This window comes from Duganella phyllosphaerae (genome assembly GCF_001758785.1).
Taxonomy (GTDB): domain Bacteria; phylum Pseudomonadota; class Gammaproteobacteria; order Burkholderiales; family Burkholderiaceae_D; genus Rugamonas; species Rugamonas phyllosphaerae.
This window is the reverse complement of record NZ_LROM01000068.1, coordinates 47,290-63,994: the sequence shown is the minus strand read 5'-3', so window position 1 is coordinate 63,994 and position 16,705 is coordinate 47,290. Positions and strand designations below refer to the sequence as shown.

Sequence of the window (16,705 nt, the reverse complement as noted above, 5' to 3'; positions counted from 1 at the left end):
CAGGCGCGGCGCTATATCTTCGGCGCGGCGGCAGCGGCAGCGGAAGACGGCGCACCACCGCTGTCACGGCTGATGCGCAACTGCTGGCCTGCTACCTTGATGCCGGCCAGGTGGTCGAGCACGTCGCCAGCGAGGTCGCTCGGCATGTCCAGCACGCTGTAGTCGTCGTAGATTTCGATGCGGCCGATGTTCTTCGAGTCGATACCGCCTTCGTTGGCGATGGCGCCCACGATATTGCCCGGCTTGACGCCGTGCTGGTAGCCCACTTCGATGCGGAAGGTTTCCATGCCGGCGTCCGGGGCGCGCACGATGCGTTCCTTTTTCGGGAAGCGCTCGCTGCGGTCCGGGCGTTCGCCACGGTCGGGACGGTCGCCGCGATCGAAGCGGTCACCGCGGTCGCCACGGTCAAAACGGTCGCCGCGTTCGGGGCGGTCGAAGCTGCTGGTAGCGCGGGCCGGGCGCTCTTCCCACTGGGTGACCTGCTTTTTGTCGAGCAGCAGCGGCACGTCGCCACGGGCCATCTTGGCCAGCGCGGCGGCGATTTCGATCGCCGGCACGTTCTGTTCGCGTTCGAAGTCTTCGATCAGCGACTGGAACTGTTCCAGCTCGCCCTGCGCCAGGGTTTCGGTAATCTGCTGCTTGAACTTGGCGATGCGCACGTCGTTGACAGCCTGGATGGTCGGCAGTTCGAGCATGTCGATCGGCTGGCGCGTGGCGCGCTCGATCATTTTCAGCAGGCCTTTTTCGCGCGGCGTGATGAACAGGATCGCCTCGCCGCTGCGGCCGGCGCGGCCGGTGCGGCCGATACGGTGGGTATAGCTTTCCGGATCGTGCGGCACGTCGTAGTTGACCACGTGGCTGATGCGTTCCACGTCCAGTCCGCGCGCGGCGACGTCGGTGGCGACCAGTATGTCGATCTTGCCTTCCTTGAGCTGGGCGATGGTGCGTTCGCGCTGCGCCTGCTGGATGTCGCCGTTGATCGCTGCGGCCGAGAAGCCGCGCGCCTGCAGCTTCTGCGCCAGCTCCTCGGTACCGAGCTTGGTGCGCGAGAAGATGATCATGCCGTCGAAATCTTCGGCTTCCAGGATGCGGGTCAGCGCGTCGAGCTTGTGCATGCCCGAGACCAGCCAGTACCGCTGGCGGATGTTTTCATTGGTGCCAGTTTTGGCGGCAACGGTGACTTCCTTCGGATTGCGCAGGTAGGTGTTGGCGATGCGGCGGATGGCCGACGGCATGGTGGCCGAGAACAGCGCGGTCTGGCGCGTGGCCGGGGTCTCCTGCAGGATGCGTTCGACGTCGTCGATAAAGCCCATGCGCAGCATTTCGTCGGCTTCGTCGAGCACCAGGGTTTTGAGCTTGGAGATGTCGAGCGAACCCTTGTCCAGGTGGTCGATCACGCGGCCCGGGGTGCCGACGATGACGTGCACGCCACGGCGCAAGGCCGACAATTGCGGGCCGTAGCTCTGGCCACCGTAAATCGGCAGCACGTGGAAGCCGGGAATGTGGGCGGCGTAGGTCTGGAACGCTTCGGCGACCTGGATCGCCAGTTCGCGGGTTGGGGCCAGCACCAGCGCCTGCGGCGAGGTTTGACGAATGTCGATGCGCGACAGGATCGGCAGCGCGAAAGCGGCGGTCTTGCCGGTACCGGTTTGCGCCTGGCCCAGCACGTCCTGGTTATCGAGCAGCAGCGGAATGGTGGCGGCCTGGATCGGCGACGGGGTTTCGTAACCGACGTCCTTGAGCGAGCGGATCAGCGGCTCGCTCAGGTTCAGGTCGGAAAACAGGGTAATCGGGGAGGTGGGGGTGTCAGACATGGCGTCACTCACAAGTATGTTCGAATCGCCTAATTGCGAAAGAAATTTGTGCGTAGTTTACTCTGTCTCAGCCATTTGAGCGTTATTTTGCTTGAAAACCTGCCATTTAAGTGCCGTTTAAGGGTGGAAACCACCCCCTCGACCTATATTGTCCGCTGCCCACCATAGGAGATTGCCAACATGATTATTTCGTCCATGCCCAGGGCGCTGGCCCTGGCCACCCTGAGCCTGCCGCTGCTGGCCGCCGCCGCCAACGACCACTACAGCTACGGCCCGCGCCTGGAAGGCTTTACCTATCCGCACAAGCTCGAGCAGTTCGACTTCACGTCGCAGGGCGTCAAGCTGCAGATGGCGTACATGGACGTCGCGCCTGCGGCCAAGGGGCCCGGCGACGGCAAGACCGCCGTGCTCCTGCACGGCAAAAACTTCTGCGGCGCAACCTGGGAAGCGACCATCACCGCGTTGACCGGCGCCGGCTACCGCGTGGTCGCGCCCGACCAGGTGGGCTTTTGCGCGTCGAGCAAGCCCGAACATTACCAGTACAGCTTCCAGCAACTGGCCGCCAATACCGATGCCCTGCTCAAGCACCTGGGCGTCAAACAGTCGATCATGATCGGCCACTCGACCGGCGGCATGCTGGCCACCCGCTACGCGCTGATGTACCCGCAGGCGACGGCCAAGCTGGTGATGGTCAACCCGATCGGGCTGGAAGACTGGAAGGCGCTCGGTGTGCCGCCGCGCAGCGTCGATCAATGGAACGAGCGCGAACTGAAAACCACGGCCGACAGCATCCGCAAGTACGAGAGCAAAACCTATTACGGCGGCAAGTGGAAACCCGAGTACGAGCGCTGGGTGGACATGCTGGCCGGCCTGTCCAACGGTCCGGGCAAGCAGGTGGTGGCATGGAATTCGGCGCTGATCTACGACATGATTTATACGCAGCCGGTGGTGTACGAGTTCCCGCTATTGAAGGTGCCCACGGTGCTCTTGATCGGCGACGCCGACACCACGGCCATCGGCGCCGACATCGCGCCGCCGGAAGTGAAAGCGAAGATCGGCAACTACAAGGTGCTGGGCAAGCAGGCGGCGAAAGCGATACCGGACAGCCGGCTGGTGGAATTCCCGGGCAAAGGACATGCGCCGCAGATGGAGGATCCGGCGATGTTTCACAAGGCGTTGCTGGAGGAGTTGAAGCGCTAAGGAGATGGCCTGAACGCTGCAAACGGGGAGCATGAAGGGGAACGAAACAGCCGTCATTCCCGCGCAGGCGGGAATCCAATTTGCAGGCAAGCCGGCGGCTCACGCAACAATTGGGTCCCCGCCTGCGCGGGGACGACGGCTTTACGACCGTCAGTACTTGCTTACTTGACTGGCGCTGGTGCTGCTGGTGCTGCCGGTGCTGCTGGCGGCACTGGCGCGCCGTCTTTTTCAGCATGGGCCTTGGCCGGCTTCATTTTCTTGTCGTGTGCCTTCCTGGCGTGCTTTTCGGTGTGCTTGGCTTCAGGCGCCGGGGTGGCTGCCGGTGCGGCCGGCGCTGCCATCGGGGCTGGCGCTGGAGTATGAGCCGGTGCTGGCGGCGGGGTCTGAGCGAAAGCGACGCCGGCGAACAGGGAGGCGATCAGGGTAGCGGCAATTTTCTTCATGATGTGAAATCCTTAAATATCGTAAAAATCGTTTATATAGTTTTCTGGTAACTGACCCTGCTTTTTTTTCATGGCCGCTTGTTACGTCGGTCATGAGCAAAAAACGCCGCCGCCCTGCCCAGCGTTGACCATCATTACACACCGTTACGCACGCTTACACTTGCTTACAAGCAGCGCCGATTTACAGTAAGATGGTCCGCTTTCACGTCACGGAGTTGCCATGCGCCTTACCATGTTCGCCCTCGCCGCCGGCCTTGCTTTCCAGGCCACCGCCCATGCCCAGGCCGGGCAGCCGGTCGTCACCGAAGCGCCGCTGCGCGCCCACCTGTCCTTCCTGGCCGACGACCTGTTCGAGGGACGCGGCACCGGCCAGCGTGGCGGCCTGCTGGCGGTGCGCTACCTGGAGACGCAGGCGGCCGCCATCGGCTTGAAGCCGCTGGCAGACGGCACCTACCGCCAGTCCGTGAAAATCGAAGGCACCAAACTGCTGCCGGGCAGCGCCCTCAGTTTCGATATCGCCGGCAAAACCGTCACCCCCAAGGTGGGCGAGGAAATCCTGATCGGCACCATGAGCGGCAAACAGGACGTGGCGATCGACGCGCCGCTGGTGTTCGTCGGCTACGGCGCCGAGGCGCCCGAGGAAAAGTGGGACGACTACAAGGGCTTGGACGTCAAGGGCAAGGTCCTGGTCATGATGGTCAACGACCCGCAGCCGACGCTTGATGAACCGAACCGCTTCGCCGGCAAGGCTTATACCTATTATGGCCGCTGGCTGTACAAGTTCGAGGAAGCCGTGCGCCGTGGCGCCGCCGGTGCGCTGCTGATCCACACCACGCCGTCGGCATCGTACCCGTGGAGCGTGCCGGCCAATGGCTTCGGCCACGAGCGCTTCCACCTGAAAGGCAAGGGCAACCCGGTGGAAGGCTGGCTGCAGGAAGACACGGCGCGCTCGCTGTTCGCCGCCGCCGGCTTCGACCTCGACAAGCTGCGCGCAGCGGCCGAGCGGCGCGACTTCAAGCCGGTGGATTTGAACACCCGCGTCCACGGCCAGCTGCGCAGCAGCGTGCGCCAGATCGAGGAATTCAACGTGGCCGGCATCGTGCCCGGCACCGACGCCAGGCTCAAGGAACAGGCGGTGATCTATTCGGCGCACTGGGACCACATGGGCATGGACGAGGCCTCTGCCGCGGATCGGACCAAACCCGTAGACAATGGCCAGCACGACCACATCTACAACGGCGCCATCGACAACGCCTCGGGCACGGCCGCCCTCCTGGTAATGGCAGCCGAAGCGGTCAAGCACCCGGCCAAGCGCACGCAGGTGTTCTTGTGGCCGGCAGCCGAAGAGCAAGGCTTGCTGGGCGCTGCCGCCTACGTGCAAAACCCGGCCTGGCCGCTCGACAAAACCACGGCCGACCTCAACCTCGACAGCATGAACTTCGTCGGCAAGACGTCCGACATCGGCGTGGCCGGCGCCGAGCGCAGCAGCCTGTACGAAGCCTCTGGCGCGGTGGCGAAAAAAATGGGCCTGACCCTGGCGCCGGCGATCCCCGACCTGTCCGGTGCATTCTTCCGCGCCGACCACTTCGTGTTTGCCAAGGCGGGCATTCCGGCCTTTAACGTCGGTTCGGCCGTGTTCTCGGGCGACGGCCATTTCACCTTCGTCAAAGACCTGGAAGCCTCGCGCGCCAAGCTGGTGGCCTTTAAAAAGGACTATCACCAGGTCACCGACGAATACCGCCCGCAATGGGACCTGTCGGGCATGGTGCAGCAGGCGCAATTTACGCTCAACCTCGGCTACTACGTCGCCAATGCGCCGGCGATGCAGACGTGGAAGGCAGGCGAGGCGTTCGGCAAGGTGAAGCGCGCGAAGTAATCGTGCGTTATTAGCCACAGGAATGTGCCGCACGGCAATTTCTCAGGATAAAGCGCCTATAATTCAGGCAGGCGTTTTTACCTGAGAGAAATAATGTTGCGAGTCTTGTGGTTAGCTTTTTGCACCCTGTTAATGACGATAGCGCTTGCCGAACCCGCGCAGGCGAGTAAATTCACCGGCAACGGCAAGCCACCGGCCACCTGCACGCTCAGCGGAACAACCTATACCTGCTCGACGATTTTCAGCGGTGACAACGACACGGCAGAGATCGCCAGCGGCTACACGGTGCTGGTCACCGCAGACCTGGTAATGGGCTATTTCCAGGACATCAAGATGACCGGAACGGCGCGCCTGGAAACCACCGGCAGCTACAAAATCGACATCACCAATACGCAGCAGAACAATTTCAGCACCGATGGCGCGACCATCAAGGCTGGGGGCAATTTCTCGCTGGGTAACGGCAAAACCATCACCGCTAACATTATCGGCGCCACGGTTGATATCGTCGGTTCGTCGTCGAAGATTACCGGTACGATTACCGCCACAGGCAACGTCAATCTGGTCAGTGGCACCCAGGTTACCGGAGCGGTTTCCGGCGGCAACATCACTGTCGGGGCAGATGCCAAACTGGGCAGTTCTTTGATCGCCACCGGCGCCATCAGACTCGAGTCCAGGGTCACCGTGGCCAGCGGCCTGAGCGGGGCGTCGATCAGCACCGACTCTGACGTCAAAATCACCGGCGCGGTCAAGATCGCTGGCCTGGCCGACTTTGCATCCGGAAACACGGTGACCGGCAAGGTCGATGCCGGCTCGCTGACCTTACGTTCAGCCAACGCCACTATCAACGGCAATGTCACCGTCACCGGTGATACGCTGCTGGAAAACAGCACCGTGATCAATGGCGACCTCGATGCCAATAACGTCAAGACCGGCGACTCCAATGCCAGAATCAACGGCAATGCCACCGTCAATTCCATTTATTTCGGCTACGGCGGCACCGTGTCGAAAGTCATCACCTGCAAAAATCCTCCCAATCCCCAGAAATGCAGTTGTGTCACCTACTCATCAACCTACAGCTACAGTCCCACCTGCGCCGCCGCTGCCCCAGCCAGCGCCCACCACTTCCAGATCACCCACAGCGGCAACGCCCTCACCTGCCAGCCGCAGACGGTGACCGTCACCGCCTGCAGCAACGCCGATTGTTCGACGCTATACAACAACAGCATCAAGACCACCTTGCAACCGGGCGGCGCCGAGTTCACCATCACGGGCGGCAGCAATAACGCAGCCAGCGTCAGCCGTAGCACCGCCGGCACCGCCACACTGTCGGCCAGCGGGGCGCCCAATCCGACCACCTGCGTAGGCGCCTCGGGCACCGCCAGCACCTCGTGCGACATGGTGTTCAGCGACACCGGCCTGGCGCTGACCGTTCCCGACCATGTCTCGATGACCGCCGCCAACGTCACGCTGCAGGCGCTCAAGTCAGCCCCCGCACCGAATGCCGGCAAGACCTGCGTGCCGCTGGTGGCCAGCACCACCGCCACGGTCAGCTTCAGCTGCAGCCAGATCGACCCGGCCAACGCCGCCAAGCCAGGGATGGCGCTCAAGAATTCCGACGCTGCCAACTACACCAGCGTCAGCTGCGGCAGCGGCAGCACCGGCGTGCCGCTCAAGTTCAACGCGGACGGCCTGGCGACCGCCAACCTGCAATATCCCGAGGTCGGCAAAGTCAGCCTGTCGGCCAGCTACACCAGCGGCAATCTTGGCGCCAGCACGCCGGCAGGCGGCACCGCATTCACGGTGGCGCCCAAAGCGTTCCGGCTCAAGGCTACCCGTGTTGGCACCACCCCCGCGCTGCCCGCCGGCGTATTCGCCCGCGCCGGCGAACAGTTCACGCTGCAGATCTCGGCCGTCAACGCGCTGCCGGACAATCCCAGCAATATGGACGCCAATGTCACCAAGAATTTTGGCAAGGAGAGCACCAGGGAAAGCGTCCAGCAAACTATCAGCGTGACCGAGCCGACCGGTGGTGTGGGGAAGCTGGCAGGCAGCTTTGTCATCACCGATGGCACTGCCAGCGGCCCTTACACCTTCGACGAGGTGGGTAAAATCACGATCACGGCGACCAACATCAACCCCAGCACCAGCACTACAAATGGCACCAAGCCGCCCACCTATTACATGGGCATTTCAAGGCCGGATTTTGAAACCAGGGGCACGCTCGACCTCGGCCGCTTCATCCCCGATCATTTCGACACCACCTTGCCGCAGCCGCTGACCGACACCGCAGCGGGCGACACCATGGATTGCAGCAAGACCGGCGGCATCGTGCAACCGTGTAGCAAACGCCTGGTCTATTCCCGGCAACCGTTCCAGCTCGTGGTGTCCGCCTATAACAGCGCCGGTGCGCTCACGAAGAACTACTCGGGCGCCTATGCCAAAACCATTACCCTGCTTAGCTGGAGCAACTCCGTCGACACGGCCACCGTCAAAGCCGTGGAGATCGACGGCATGGGGTGGAGCGAGGAGACCAGCGGCGGGCCCAAGACGCGCTTTACCTTTGCCGGCGGCGTGGGCACGCTGGTCAAGGACAGCCAGAACCCGCTCAACCTGCCCTACTTCGCTTTTGCCGCAGCCAGCACGCCCAGCAATCCCACCCGCTTCGTCGTGCGCGCCACAGACACCGACGGCGTGACGTCCGCGCGCAGCGCGCCGGCCGAGCTGGAACTGACCGCCATTAGCGGCCAGCTCTATATCGCCCCCAATTTCGGCTCCGTCAATGCGCCCATGCCGATGCATATGGAGGCACGGTTCTACCTCAACGGCGGCTACCGGCTCAACCCCGCCTTCGCCTTGCCGGCGCCGTCACTGGACCTCAACTCGCTGCGCTACAGCAACTGCCAGAAGTTGCTCGCCGCCGACGCCAACGGCAATTGCACTGCCGCCGCGCAGTTGAAACTGTCCGGCACCGGCCAACCGACCTTTAATAACGGCAAGGCCGTGTTCCGCCTGCAAGGTCCGGGCATCGGTCCGGGCTCGGTCGGCATTTCGCTGCGCGGACAATGCCCGACCGGCGCCAGCTGCCCCGACTGGATCACCTACCTGCCCGCCACGGTTGGCAATGCTACCTTTGGTATCTACCGCTCCGGCCCCGTCATCTACACCCGCGAAGTCTATTAATCCGGGACATCGAGCAGCCTGCTGCCCGATGTCCCATCCATATCCAAAGGCGTACGGCAACAACGCCGAAAACACGGTACGATGGTCGCTTTACCGATCACGTACAAGGAACACCATGGAAACGAATTCGCAATGGATCGATGTCACCACCGAGGACGGCACATTCGGCGCCTACCTGTCGCTGCCGCGCGGCGGCAAGGGGCCGGGTATCGTCCTGCTGCAAGAGATTTTTGGCGTCAATCAGCACATCCGTAATGTGGCCGACCAGTACGCCGCCGACGGCTACGTGGTGATCGCGCCCGACCTGTTCTGGCGCGCCGATGCCCGCATCGAGCTCGCCTACGACGAAGCCGGCTGGAAGCGCGCGGTGGAACTGATGAATGGACTCGATTTCGACAAGGCCCAGACCGACATCGCCGCCACCGTCAAGGCGCTGCGCGCCCACGAAGGCACGGCCGGCCAGAAGATCGCCTCGGTCGGCTACTGCATGGGCGGCCTGCTGTCGTACCGCACCGCTGCCGACGGCCTGGTCGATACCGCCGTGGCCTATTACGGCGGCGGCATCCAGAACGGCCTCGACCGCGCGGACCAGGTCAAGGTACCGCTGCTGATGCATTTCGGCAGCGCCGACAGCCATATCCCGAACGAGGCGGTCAAAGCCATCGCCGAGCGCTTCGAAGGCGTGGAATCGGTCGAAATCCACGTGTACCAGGGCGCCGAGCACGGCTTCAACTGCAATCACCGCGATTCGTACAACCAGCGCGCCGCTGCCGAAGCACACGGCCACACGCTGGTCTTCCTGAGCGAACAACTGTAAGGACCGCCATGGCCCGCCTCACACTCGATTTTCCGGACGACCAGTATTACTTTTCAACGCAGCTTACCGTGCGCCACACCGACATCAATGCCGCCAATCACCTGGGCAACGATTCGATGGTGTCGATGATTTCGGAAGCGCGTGCGCAGTTCCTGGCGGAATTTGGCGTGCAGGAAATGGATAGCAGCGGCGCCGGCATCATCGTCACCGACCTGGCCACGGCGTACCGCGCGGAAGCGCATGCGCGCGACCATTTGCTGTTCGAGGTGGGGGTCATGGACTTCAACCGCTACGGCGGCGACATCACGTTCCGGGTCACGCGTCCGCGCGACTCGACCCTGGTGGCCATGGCCAAGTATGGCTTCGTGTTCTTCAATTACCGCACCGGCGAAGTGGCGCCGATGCCGGCCGCTTTCGCTGCCAAGTTCCCACGCGTCAACCGGATAGGTTGACGCGCGGTGCCGCCGCCAGGACTACTTGGCGGCGACTTTCGGCAAAATGGTTTTTTCGAACCAGTCGTCGATCATCTGCTTTTCATAACGCATCGGATCGCTGTCGGACAGGCGCGTGGCGCGCTGCTGGTACATCATGTTCGACAGGTCGCTCTCGCCGCTGCGCAGCACCGCGCCGTTTTCTTCCAGCGTATAGCGCAGCTTCATGTGCGGCCAGTCGGCGCCGCCATTCATGATGCGGATATCGTCGCCGCCCGACCGGCGCGGCCACAGCCGCCCCGCCAGGTCGATATCGAGCACCTCGATCTTTAGTTGCTGGCCTGCCGGCAGCTTTTTATCGAACGTGGCGAAATACTGGGTGAACTCCTTGAGCACGCGGTCGCGTTCGATCTGGCCGTGCGGCATATCGATGAATTCGTCGGGCTTGACATAGCTGACGCTGACCTGGGCCCAGGCCGCACCGGTGGTGGCGGCCAGCACCAGCAAGGCCGCCAGGGCGGATGTGATCTTCAAGCGCATGGCGCACTCCTTCATGAACTGCATTCGTAGGTAAACAATATAGCCCGTTTGCCGGCGCGCGGCACGGTTTGACGCGATTTGTTACCAATCGTCGCCGCATGTCATGGTGGTGTCATATCAGATAGTTACTATCTCGGCCGTCGGGATGCGCCACCATCCCGGATGATGCCGCGCCGCCGCCGGCACAGTAATGGCCTATTTCCAGGAATATTTATGACCGAGTCGCCCGATCTGTCCCGCCGTCGCATTGTTCAACTGTTTGCCGGCATGCCGCTGCTGCCGCTGGCTGGCGGCGCCACCGCCGCCCTGCTGACCGCCTGCGGCGGCAGCAACGACAGCGTCGCACCGGCCACCAAGCTGATGTCCGTCACCTTTACCGGCATGGCCGCCCCCAGCCTGGCCGATCCGGCCAGGATGGCCACCACGACGGTTGCCTCGGGCATGAACGCCACCTATTCCGACGGCAAGACCCAGGCCTATACGCTGGCCTACCAGACCTTCTTCATCACCGGCGCCATGGTGCCCAACGGCAGCGGTGGCACCATCCTGTCGGGCGGTTACTACGACATCAACAACCGTCCGATCATGGACAACAGCGGAACCACTCCACGCCAGTTCTTCTCCGACTGCCCGGACGGCACCTCGCTGCTCAAGCTCGACGCGCCCACCGTGGCCGGCGTCAAGGGCAACACCGTGTTCGCGGTGGTGCAGTTCGAATATGCGTCCAGCAACCTCAAGGGTGACTCGATGTACGGCATGCTGCCGTCGCCGATCGCCGTGCTCACGCTGGACCAGGACAAGACCACCGGCGCGCTGACGCTGGTGAAGTACCACAACGTCGATACCAGCAGCGTCAACGGCCTGTGGATCACCTGCGGCGCCAGCCGTTCGCCGTGGAACACCCACCTGTCGAGCGAAGAGTACGAGCCGGATGCGACCCTCGTCGCTACCGACAGCCAGTTCGCCGGTTTTTCGCGCAGCCTGTACGGCGATGCGACCCGCGCCAACCCTTACCACTACGGCCACATGCCGGAAATCACGGTCAACCCGGACGGCACCGGCAGCATCAAGAAGCACTACTGCATGGGCCGCATCTCGCACGAGCTGGTGCAGGTGATGCCCGACGAGCGCACCGCGCTGATGGGCGACGACGCCACCAACGGCGGCCTGTTCATGTTCGTGGCCGACAAGGCGCGCGACCTGTCGAGCGGTACCCTGTACGTCGCCAAGTGGCTGCAGAAAACCACCGACAACGGCGGCTCGGCCGACCTGCAATGGATCCGCCTGGGCAAGGCCACCAGCGCCGAAATCAAGGCCCTGGCCGACACCCTGAAAGCGGCCGACATCATGGACGTGCGCACCGCCGATCCGAGTGACGCCACCTTCACCAAGATCGCCTTCAACGGCCGCAGCAACTGGGTCAAGGTCAAGCCGGGCATGGAAAAGGCCGCCGCTTTCCTGGAAACCCACCGCTACGCCGCCCTGGCCGGTGGCAGCATGGGCTTTACCAAGATGGAAGGCACGACCGTCAACGCCAAGGACAAGATCGCCTACTCGGCGATTGCGGCCATCGGTTCGGCCATGACCAACGGTTCGGGCGGCATTTCGATCAAGGGCCCGAGCGCCGGCGCCGTGTATGCACTGAACATGAAGGCCGCGCAAAAAGACCTGAGCGGCGCCGCCATCGACAGCGAATGGGTGCCGGTGGACATGGCCGCCGTGCCGGGCCTGCTGAGCGAAGACCTGGCCACGCCGGATGCGCTGGGCAACACCGCCAATGCCGAGAAGGTCGCCAATCCGGACAACATCAAGTTCTCGGAAAAACTGCGCACCCTGTTCGTCGGCGAAGACAGCGGCACCCACGTCAACAACTTCCTGTGGGCTTACAACGTCGACACCAAGGTGCTCACGCGCCTGCTGTCCACGCCGTCGGGCGCAGAATCGACCGGCCTGCACGCGGTCGATGACATGAACGGCTTTGCCTACATCATGAGCAACTTCCAGCACGCCGGTGACTGGTCGAGCTCGCTGCACGCCAAGGTACGCACCACGCTCGACCCGCTGATCCGCGCCAATTACCGCGACCGCTACGGCGCCGCAGTCGGCTACTTGACGGGTTTCCCGCTGCTGGGCTGATACTCCCTGCTTCAGTTGTACTTTTACCCGCAGCGCGCAAGCCCTGCGGGTTTTTTGTGACAGAAGTGTTGCATGTCCTAACGTGATTTTTTTTGCTGGCTGTTGTTGCCTGTTGTCAATAGCAATGGGTGGGACTACAATCGAAAACTTGTTGTAGCCACCTCTTGCGGAATGCCCATGTCTTTTTTGTCCTCTGCAGCGCCAAAGTTAGCACCATGGAAAGTCCTGTTGGTCGACGATGAGCCCGACATCCATGACATTACCAAGCTGACCCTGAACCGCTTTCGCCTCGATGGCCGTGCGCTGGCCTTTTTGCACGCCTACAGCGGCGCCGAAGCCAAGGAGATAATGGCGCGCGAGACCGATATCGCGCTGGTGTTCCTCGACGTGGTGATGGAAAAAGAGGACAGCGGCCTGGAAGTGGCGCGCTGGATGCGCGAAGATCTGGACAACCAGTTTACCCGCATCGTGCTGCGCACCGGCCAGCCCGGCCAGGCGCCCGAAGAGCGCGTGATCGTGAATTACGACATCAACGACTACAAGGAAAAGACCGAGCTCGACCGCACCAAGCTGTTTACCACCACCTTTGCCGCCCTGCGCGCCTACCGCGACATCATGAAGGTGGAAGAAGCGCGCCTGCAGCAGCTGAACTACCGCGAAGGCCTCGAGCGCGTGATCGCCGCCTCGGCCCATATTTTCCAGCAGCGCAACCTCAAGGATTTCGCCAACGGCCTGCTGCAGCAGGTGGTGGCGCTGCTGCGGCTCGAGCACAGCATGCTGCTGCGCCTGCGCGCAGCCACCGCGATTGGCGACGTGAACGACTACGAAATCCTGGCCCAGATCGGCGACACCGACGCTACCCTGCTGAGCCCGGCCGTATTGGCCCAGCTCGATGTCGCCAAGAGCAACAAGATCTCGCGGGTGGAAGGCGACACCTATGTCGGTTACTTCCCCAACAGCAGCGGCAAGGCGTCGCTGCTGATCCTCAAGGGCGTGGAAGAAATTTCCGAGATCGACACCAAGCTGCTGGAGGTATTCTGCTCCGGCGTGGCGATCGCCTTCGACAATATTTTGCTGACCCAGGAAATCACCGACACCCAGGCCGAGCTGATCCTGCGCCTGGGCGACGTAGTGGAATCGCGCTCGCACGAGGCCGGCAACCACGTGCGCCGCATGGCCGAGGTATGCCACCTGCTGGCCACCGCCGCCGGCCTGCCCGACGACGAAACCGCGGTGCTGCGCCACGCTGCGCCGATGCACGACATCGGCAAGATCGCCACGCCGGACTCGGTGCTGCTCAAGCCGGGCAAGCTCGATCCGGACGAGTGGGAAATCATGAAGCAGCACCCGACGGTGGGCCTGTCGATCCTGGACGGCTCGCAACGGCCGATCCTGAAAGCGGCCGCCGTGATCGCCCACCAGCACCACGAAAAATACGACGGCAGCGGCTACCCGCAAGGCCTCAAGGGCGAGGACATCCACCTGTACGCGCGCATCGTGGCGGTGGCCGACGTGTTCGACGCACTGATGCACAAGCGCTGCTACAAGGACGCCTGGCCGGTAGCGCAAGTGGTACAACACCTGCGCGACGTGGCCGGCCGGCACCTCGATCCGCACTTTGTCGATCTGCTGGTGGCCAATATTGATGCCGCACTGGCCATCAACGAACGTTTTCCGGATTAACGCCGGCGACAAATAAGCATATAGGCAATCGGTTGTTGGTGGCACAATTCCTTGCAAGTAATATTGCGGATTAGCTCATGCAAGGATCCCGCCATGCCCCACCACGCCGTCCCGAACTTTCCCCTGCGCCGCAGTGTGCTCGCCTGCGCCCTGATGCTGGCGACGCTGCCAGCGGCGCGGGCGCAGGCAGCAGCCGCTCCCGACACCGATAACACGGCCACCGCCGCCATCGACCAGGTCACCGTGGTCGGCTCGCGCGCGCGCAACCGCACCGTGTTCGATTCCGCCGTGCCGATCGACCGCTTCGGCGCGCGCGAGGTGGAGCATGCACTCGCTGGCGGCGACCTCGGCGCAGCCCTGCAAAACCTGTCGCCGTCGATTAACTTCCCGCGCATCGAATCGAGCGGCGCCGCTGACTCGGTGCGCGGCATCCAGCTGCGCGGGTTGGCGCCCGACCAGGTGCTGGTGCTGATCAACGGCAAGCGCCGCCACGCCAGCGCCGTGCTCGACACCGAAAGCAGCTTTGCCGGCATCGTGCCGGTGGACGTCAACGCCATTCCACCGGGCGCGATCGACCATATCGAAATCCTGCGCGACGGCGCCGGCGCCCAGTACGGCAGCGATGCCGTGGCCGGCGTGATCAACATCGTGCTGAAAAAAGCCCGCAGCGGCGGCTCGGCCTCGGTCAGCTATGGCGCCAACCACACCGACTTCAAGCCGACCAACGACCGCAAGACCGACGGCCAGACCACCATCGTCAACGCCGACTACGGCGTGCCGGTGGGCGACGCCGGTTACTTCCGCTTTGGCCTGGAAAGCCGCGAGCGCAAGCCGACCAACCGCGCCGGCGCCAGCGACGCCGGCTGGACTTCGTGGAACGCCACCCCGGCCGACCTGGCGCTGGACGGCAAGGTCGTGTTCAAATCGGGCGACTCGCAGCAGCGCAACCACTATGCTTTCTACAACACGCTGGTGCCGGTTTCCGACGGCGTCGATGCGTACTCGTTCGCCACCGTGAACCAGCGCAAGTCGGACGGCAGCGCCTACTTCCGCTATCCCGGCGATCCGTCCAACGTGCCGGCGCTGTACCCGAACGGCTACCGCCCCACCACCAGGGGCGACTCCACCGATGTGAGCGTGGTGGCCGGCCTGCGAATCGCAGGCGGCGCCTGGAACTGGGATGTCAGCGCCCGCCATGGCGGCAACAAGTTCCGCTACGACCTGGCCAACTCGGCCAATGCCTCGCTGGGCGCGGCCAGCCCGACCAGCTTCCACCTGTCCACCTTCGACTTCGACCAGGACGCCGTCAACGCCGATGTCACGCGCGAGCTCGACCTGGGATTCGGCGCCCCGCTCAACCTGGCGCTGGGCGCGGAATACATGCGCGAGACCTATACCAGCTCACCGGGCGACCCTGCATCGTATGCGGCCGGCAGCGTGGCCGATGCACCGCCGGGCGCCCAGGCCGGCCCCGGCTTGCGGCCGCAGGATGCGTTCGATGGCCGCCGCTCGGTGCGCTCGGTGTACATCGATCTCGAAAGCGAGCTGACAGCGCGCCTGCTGCTGGGCGCGGCGGCGCGCTACTCCGACTACAGCGACTTCGGCAACGCCAGCACCGGCAAGCTGTCGGCGCGCTACAAGGTGACCGGCGATTTTCTCTTGCGCGGTTCGCTGTCGAACAGCTTCCGCGCGCCGGCGCTGGTGCAGACCGGCTTCCGTTTTTCCACGCTCAACTTCAACAGCGACGGCACCGGTTTGCAGACCGCCTCGCTGCTGCCGGCGGCCGACAGCCTGGCGCGCGCGTTCGGCGCGCAAAACCTGAAACCCGAAAAATCGACCAACCTGTCGCTGGGCGCCGCCTGGAAGCCGCAGCGCAATACCAGCGTCACGGTGGACGCCTACCGCATCAAGCTGCGCGACCGCATCACCCGCAGCAGCGACCTGCAAAGTGATGCCGCCAGCGCCTACCTGGTCTCGATCGGCCGCACCGATATCGAGTCGGTGGCCTACCTGGCCAACCTGCTCGATACCACCACCACTGGCCTCGACCTCGTGCTCAACCACGACCTGCGATTCGCTGGCGGCAAGCTGGACCTGAACGCCGCGCTCAACCTGAACAAGACGCGCATCGACGCGGTCCACCAACGCTCGGCCGCGCTGGCGCAGATCGATCCCGGCCTGACGCTACTGACCGACAACAACCTGTTCCACATCCGCAACGCCTCGCCCAAGACCAAGCTGGTGCTCGGCGCCGACTGGCAGGCGGCGCAGTGGGGCGTGCAGGCGCGCGCTACCCGCTTTGGCGCGCTGAAGGATTTTTCGTATGACGACCAGGCCGAGCTGATCGACGGCGTGCGCGCCCAGCGCTTCGGCGCCGTGTGGTCGGTGGACCTGGAAGCGCAAGTCAAGCTGACCAGGCAGCTGACCCTGGCGGCTGGCGGCAACAACATTTTTGATCGCTACCCGGACCGCGTGCGCCAGACCAACAACGCCAGCTACGGCGGTGCGCTGCCGTACAATTTCATCAATCCAATCGGGCTCAACGGCGCATATTTCTATGGCCGCGTACGCTACACCTTCTAGAA

11 protein-coding genes are annotated in these 16,705 nt (G+C 63.5%); 8 read left to right on the top strand and 3 right to left on the bottom strand.

Going from position 1 to position 16,705, the window contains the following annotated elements:
- Positions 1–11 precede the first annotated feature (11 nt).
- Positions 12–1,814, bottom strand: a complete 1,803-nt coding sequence (locus DUPY_RS08285) for a DEAD/DEAH box helicase (protein ID WP_070247354.1) — start codon at positions 1,812–1,814, stop codon at positions 12–14.
- A gap of 180 nt (positions 1,815–1,994) precedes the next feature.
- Between DUPY_RS08285 and DUPY_RS08280 the strand changes: the two genes are divergently transcribed.
- On the top strand, positions 1,995–3,014 hold the full coding sequence (locus DUPY_RS08280) for an alpha/beta fold hydrolase (RefSeq protein WP_141749473.1): 1,020 nt from the start codon (positions 1,995–1,997) through the stop codon (positions 3,012–3,014).
- Positions 3,015–3,175: 161 nt separating this feature from the next.
- On the opposite strand, the gene DUPY_RS08275 is transcribed toward DUPY_RS08280, so the two are convergent.
- Positions 3,176–3,457: a hypothetical protein gene (locus DUPY_RS08275; RefSeq protein ID WP_070247353.1), complete on the bottom strand. Its 282-nt coding sequence runs from the start codon at positions 3,455–3,457 to the stop codon at positions 3,176–3,178.
- A 220-nt stretch (positions 3,458–3,677) separates the two neighbouring features.
- Between DUPY_RS08275 and DUPY_RS08270 the strand changes: the two genes are divergently transcribed.
- From DUPY_RS08270 to DUPY_RS08255, 4 genes are all read left to right on the top strand, one after another.
- Positions 3,678–5,333 (top strand): M28 family peptidase, encoded by a 1,656-nt coding sequence (locus DUPY_RS08270; protein WP_070247352.1) that lies wholly within the window; start codon positions 3,678–3,680, stop codon positions 5,331–5,333.
- Positions 5,334–5,465: 132 nt separating this feature from the next.
- Entirely contained in the window at positions 5,466–8,513 is a 3,048-nt protein-coding gene (locus tag DUPY_RS08265; RefSeq protein WP_070247351.1) for a DUF6701 domain-containing protein, read from the top strand.
- Between the two features lie 115 nt (positions 8,514–8,628).
- A complete protein-coding gene (locus DUPY_RS08260; RefSeq protein ID WP_070247350.1) occupies positions 8,629–9,330 on the top strand; it encodes a dienelactone hydrolase family protein in 702 nt (233 codons plus the stop codon).
- Positions 9,331–9,338: 8 nt separating this feature from the next.
- Positions 9,339–9,782 carry a thioesterase family protein gene (locus DUPY_RS08255; protein WP_070247349.1) on the top strand — a complete coding sequence of 148 codons (444 nt, stop codon included), beginning with the start codon at positions 9,339–9,341 and terminating at the stop codon, positions 9,780–9,782.
- 21 nt (positions 9,783–9,803) lie between these two features.
- On the opposite strand, the gene DUPY_RS08250 is transcribed toward DUPY_RS08255, so the two are convergent.
- On the bottom strand, positions 9,804–10,301 hold the full coding sequence (locus tag DUPY_RS08250; RefSeq protein ID WP_070247358.1) for a DUF3016 domain-containing protein: 498 nt from the start codon (positions 10,299–10,301) through the stop codon (positions 9,804–9,806).
- A 213-nt stretch (positions 10,302–10,514) separates the two neighbouring features.
- Here DUPY_RS08250 and DUPY_RS08245 point away from each other — a divergent pair, with 213 nt between their 5' ends.
- From DUPY_RS08245 to DUPY_RS08235, 3 genes are all read left to right on the top strand, one after another.
- Complete coding sequence (locus tag DUPY_RS08245; RefSeq protein WP_070247348.1) at positions 10,515–12,437, top strand: PhoX family protein; 1,923 nt, start codon at positions 10,515–10,517, stop codon at positions 12,435–12,437.
- Positions 12,438–12,614: 177 nt separating this feature from the next.
- A complete protein-coding gene (locus tag DUPY_RS08240) occupies positions 12,615–14,120 on the top strand; it encodes an HD domain-containing phosphohydrolase (RefSeq protein WP_084640614.1) in 1,506 nt (501 codons plus the stop codon).
- Positions 14,121–14,213: 93 nt separating this feature from the next.
- Positions 14,214–16,703: a TonB-dependent receptor plug domain-containing protein gene (locus DUPY_RS08235; RefSeq protein WP_070247346.1), complete on the top strand. Its 2,490-nt coding sequence runs from the start codon at positions 14,214–14,216 to the stop codon at positions 16,701–16,703.
- Positions 16,704–16,705: the final 2 nt, after the last annotated feature.

What these genes read in the sequence shown, in the direction of transcription:
- DUPY_RS08285 (WP_070247354.1), bottom strand. Translation starts at nt 1,814, where the DNA reads ATGTCTGACACCCCCACCTCCCCGATTACCCTGTTTTCCGACCTGAAC.
- DUPY_RS08280 (WP_141749473.1), top strand. Translation starts at nt 1,995, where the DNA reads ATGATTATTTCGTCCATGCCCAGGGCGCTGGCCCTGGCCACCCTGAGC.
- DUPY_RS08275 (WP_070247353.1), bottom strand. Translation starts at nt 3,457, where the DNA reads ATGAAGAAAATTGCCGCTACCCTGATCGCCTCCCTGTTCGCCGGCGTC.
- DUPY_RS08270 (WP_070247352.1), top strand. Translation starts at nt 3,678, where the DNA reads ATGCGCCTTACCATGTTCGCCCTCGCCGCCGGCCTTGCTTTCCAGGCC.
- DUPY_RS08265 (WP_070247351.1), top strand. Translation starts at nt 5,466, where the DNA reads ATGACGATAGCGCTTGCCGAACCCGCGCAGGCGAGTAAATTCACCGGC.
- DUPY_RS08260 (WP_070247350.1), top strand. Translation starts at nt 8,629, where the DNA reads ATGGAAACGAATTCGCAATGGATCGATGTCACCACCGAGGACGGCACA.
- DUPY_RS08255 (WP_070247349.1), top strand. Translation starts at nt 9,339, where the DNA reads ATGGCCCGCCTCACACTCGATTTTCCGGACGACCAGTATTACTTTTCA.
- DUPY_RS08250 (WP_070247358.1), bottom strand. Translation starts at nt 10,301, where the DNA reads ATGCGCTTGAAGATCACATCCGCCCTGGCGGCCTTGCTGGTGCTGGCC.
- DUPY_RS08245 (WP_070247348.1), top strand. Translation starts at nt 10,515, where the DNA reads ATGACCGAGTCGCCCGATCTGTCCCGCCGTCGCATTGTTCAACTGTTT.
- DUPY_RS08240 (WP_084640614.1), top strand. Translation starts at nt 12,615, where the DNA reads ATGTCTTTTTTGTCCTCTGCAGCGCCAAAGTTAGCACCATGGAAAGTC.
- DUPY_RS08235 (WP_070247346.1), top strand. Translation starts at nt 14,214, where the DNA reads ATGCCCCACCACGCCGTCCCGAACTTTCCCCTGCGCCGCAGTGTGCTC.